The 3,663-nt window shown below is 55.0% G+C and carries 5 protein-coding genes and 1 pseudogene; 5 read left to right on the forward strand and 1 reads right to left on the reverse strand.

All coding sequences use genetic code 11. The annotated features are described in order from the left end of the window. Positions 1–119 (forward strand): annotated as a pseudogene (locus tag ACFQPB_RS23655) (IS5/IS1182 family transposase); the annotation flags it as partial. 125 nt (positions 120–244) lie between these two features. Here ACFQPB_RS23655 and ACFQPB_RS23660 read toward each other — a convergent pair. Beyond that, entirely contained in the window at positions 245–1,060 is an 816-nt protein-coding gene (locus tag ACFQPB_RS23660) for an FAD-binding oxidoreductase (RefSeq protein ID WP_382228822.1), read from the reverse strand. Positions 1,061–1,121: 61 nt separating this feature from the next. Here ACFQPB_RS23660 and ACFQPB_RS23665 point away from each other — a divergent pair, with 61 nt between their 5' ends. From ACFQPB_RS23665 to ACFQPB_RS23680, 4 genes are all read left to right on the forward strand, one after another. Next, positions 1,122–1,862: a helix-turn-helix transcriptional regulator gene (locus ACFQPB_RS23665; protein ID WP_382228825.1), complete on the forward strand. Its 741-nt coding sequence runs from the start codon at positions 1,122–1,124 to the stop codon at positions 1,860–1,862. A gap of 49 nt (positions 1,863–1,911) precedes the next feature. After that, positions 1,912–2,364, forward strand: a complete 453-nt coding sequence (locus tag ACFQPB_RS23670) for a YbjN domain-containing protein (RefSeq protein ID WP_382228828.1) — start codon at positions 1,912–1,914, stop codon at positions 2,362–2,364. 14 nt (positions 2,365–2,378) lie between these two features. Then, positions 2,379–3,143, forward strand: a complete 765-nt coding sequence (locus ACFQPB_RS23675) for a protein-tyrosine phosphatase family protein (protein WP_382228831.1) — start codon at positions 2,379–2,381, stop codon at positions 3,141–3,143. Positions 3,144–3,221: 78 nt separating this feature from the next. Next, positions 3,222–3,554, forward strand: a complete 333-nt coding sequence (locus ACFQPB_RS23680) for a hypothetical protein (RefSeq protein WP_382228834.1) — start codon at positions 3,222–3,224, stop codon at positions 3,552–3,554. Positions 3,555–3,663: the final 109 nt, after the last annotated feature.

The raw sequence follows: 3,663 nt of genomic DNA on the forward strand, positions 1-3,663 counted from the left end.
GAAAACTGCTCGTGCGCTACGAGAAGCTCGAGCGCAGCTTCCTCGCACTCAACCATCTCGCGGCGGCGATCATCGCGTTTCGCAAGGTGCCTTTGAGTGTCAACATAATTTACGGATAGATTCTAAGTTGCTGTACGACCCGCCAAAGCGCGCTAGGTCAGCACGCGCTCGCGCGTCTGCTTCTGATGGACTGTTCGCGATGTGCATCCAAAGTTCGCGCAAGATATCTGTCTGCCGGGAACGGTCAGTTGAAGCGCTCGCAAAGCACGTCGCCGCGCGGGAGCCCCGCAGCCTGAGCTGCTGCACGCCCCGCCTCCACCATGGGTGGTGGCCCACAGAGGTAGACGCGTGTTGATGGGTCCAGCCCCAACCCGGCAATCAGGTCAGTGGGATATCCCGTATGGGTGTCAGGACCAGCGCCGCGTTCGATGGCCAGCCTCACGTCGAGCAAAGGCATCTTTTCACGCATGGCCAGCAGTTCGTCCTGAGCAAACAAGTGCTCCGGTGTGCGCGCGCCGATTAGCACCGTGGTTGGCAGCGCACGGGCGGCTTCACCCATACCGCGAAGCATCGACAGGAACGGTGCGATGCCGCTGCCACCGGCCACAAACAAGCGCGGCCGACTTTCTTCGCGCAAAAAGAAGGTGCCGTGCGGCGTGCTCAGCTCCACCTTGTCACCAGCCTTGGCCTGCGCCAACCAGCCCGAGAATGCACCACCAGGCACCAGACGAATAAAAAACTCCAGGTGATTGCTTCCAGGCGGGTTGGCCATGGAATACGAGCGTGAAAATTCTGTCCCCTGTGGCTGGATGCGTACGTACTGCCCCGGTTCAAATACCAGTGACTCCTCGATCGCGACTTCCAGCTGCACGATCTCATCCGCCACCTGCCTCACGCTCACAACTTCTCCTGGAATGGGAGGAGCCTCCTCTGCCAGCGCCTCTGTGGAGTCGTACGGAAACTCAACAGCACAAGGCGTACTCGCTCGGCATACGCATGGCAACACGACACCAGCCTGTCGATCACCATCAGGCAGCACCGACGTGTCGTAGTCATCCATCTCCACGCACCAGTTGCCGGGTCTGTGGTTCTCGCCACAAGAAATCCGAGCGTTGCTGACCATGCACCACTTGCTGCGCGAGATCGACAGCGGTGGGCTGCTTACACCTCATATTCAGCCCTTGCTTGAACGCATCCGGACTCTCATGGGCAGTGGACACGGGGATGCGGAACAAGTAGCTGCCCGAGTCAAGCTCATCAATGCCAATCAACACCGCACCACAGACCCGGTGGCATTCGAAGTTGTTGGCAATTCGCTCATGCTACGCAAACGCCTGCGTTTTAGTTACGAGGGACGGCATCGCAACGAAGTGACGCAACGGATCGTATCCCCTCAGCGGCTGAGCTACTACCGAGAAAACTGGTACCTGGATGCTTGGTGCCATGACAAGAATGCGTTGCGCAAGTTCGCTCTTGACGCTATGAACCAGCCCGTGATGACCGAGGAAACAGCACATGAACTGTCTCTTGACCTGGTCAACAGAACACTGGCGGAGGGCTACGGTGTTTACTTCGGTGGGCAAACACAAACCGCAAGGCTGCGCTTCAATGTGACAGCTGCAAGATGGGTGCGACATGAGCGCTGGCACCCTGAGCAGGCCATGACAGAGCTGGCTGACGGCGGTATTGAAATGTCGTTCCCCTACAGTGATTCGACAGAGTTGGTCATGGATGTCTTGCGCCATGGCGACAACGTCGAAATACTCGAACCCCCCGCTCTGCGTCAAGCACTGATTGAGCGTGTGGCTGCGATGCAAAAACTGTATTTTTCGAGTGGCTTGAGTACCAGGCTCACTCCTTGAGCCAGTCGCAGCTCACACTGGGCACCTTCTCAATATATAGGAGCCTACGATGAGCCTCGATACCCTGATCGAAGAGAAAAATGTCAACATCATCTCGCTTTCGCTGGAACTTGAAAAAGCCACGATCGCATATGAAATGACTGACGAGAAAACCATCTACGTCCGCGAGATTGGCATGTTCCCGTTTTGGATCTATCTCCGAGAAAATACTCGATTCATCACCCTCAGCACCTACCTTGAATGGGCACCTGATGTCCCAGAAATGGAGCGCCTTGCGTTCTGTAATCGCGTCAACGAGCAATTGATTTTGCCCTCGGTTTACATGCGCACGGTAGACGACGAAGGTGTGACTGTCACCCGGTTCACGGCCGCTTACCCGATCTACTATCGTGACGGCTTGTTGGTCAGCCAATTCATTCGTCTCTGCCGCAGGTTTGCCGATGCAATAAGGGAAATTCAGGCTGAGTTCGATCCAGCGCACGAGGTGCTGCAGGCTCTCTGAGTATCGTCATCACCATGCCACTGACACAAGAACAGATCGAAGCGCTGCTGCCAGCAGCGCGCAAAGCTATTCTCGCAACTCAGTCGGCCAGTCCGGCTGTTCTTCAACGCGTGCTCAAGCTGGATTGGGACTCGGCCAACTCGCTTATGGAGCACTTCGAAGGGGATCTCACCTCGGCTCCTGACAAGAACGGAAAGCGTGTCATCTTGCCGCAGCTGCTCGACCTGACTCACAAGCAACACCCGAACAACAGCTATTGGGTCATACCGAACTCGCTACTCGCGGGTGAATATCCGGGCAACCCTGATGCAGGAACGGCACGTCGCAAACTGGCCAATTATCTCCATTTTGGTGTTGATACCTTTCTCGATCTGACGGAGGACCATGAGCTCGCTCCCTACGATGAGATATTGGCTGAATTGGGGGCTGAGCGCAGCCTGAACTTTGTTTACCGCCGAATGCCGATCCGAGACTATGACGTACCCAAGCATCCCGCGCAGATGCAAGCAGTCTTGCGGCAGATCGATCAGTGGCTGTTGCAACGGCGCCGCGTCTACGTTCACTGCTGGGGAGGGGTCGGACGCACGGGCACAGTGGTGGGCTGCCACTTGGTCAACAATGGTTTCAATGGCGAAGCTGCGCTGGCTCATCTGCGCTTACTCTGGTCACGCATGAGTGCGGACAAACGTAGGCGCAAACCAGAATCACCCGAGACTGAAGCACAACGAAACTATGTGCGCGCCTGGGCTGCCCTGTCCAACTCATTGGAGGCTGAATGAGCTGGCTACAAACGCTTGTTGTCGGGCATGAATGTGGTCAGAAGCATTGAAGACGCCGAAACTAAATAAGGACACCACATGGCAAAGCACCAAAGAAGCAAGCCAACAGTCTCTGATGCCCAAGTTATTAAACTCGGTTTATTTGGTTTGTTACTTTTGGTGGTTTTCTACATACTTTTTAACATACTACTGGCTATACTCGCACCAGGCGTATTTTTGACCACACAATTGTTCGCAAGGAACAATATTGATCCCTCACTTTGGGCATGGTGGGGACTTGCACTAGGACTGTCATCAGTGTTTTTTGGTGCCATTTATTTTGCGACAAAAATCCACCCCAAGCTTACCATCCCAGGATACACCGCAGTTTGCATAATATTTATATTAATATCTGGGCGGATTCAAATCTGAAGTGCAACACCCTTGGTTTCAATGAACGAGGGTGGAGTGTTGGGGACTGTTCAGGAGCAGGTCCCGGTAGACCGCCAGAGGGGATCGTACGCCCAGACCTTTTCTGGGT

Source organism: Hydrogenophaga atypica (assembly GCF_042665215.1).
Classification (GTDB): Bacteria; Pseudomonadota; Gammaproteobacteria; order Burkholderiales; family Burkholderiaceae_C; genus Hydrogenophaga; species Hydrogenophaga defluvii_A.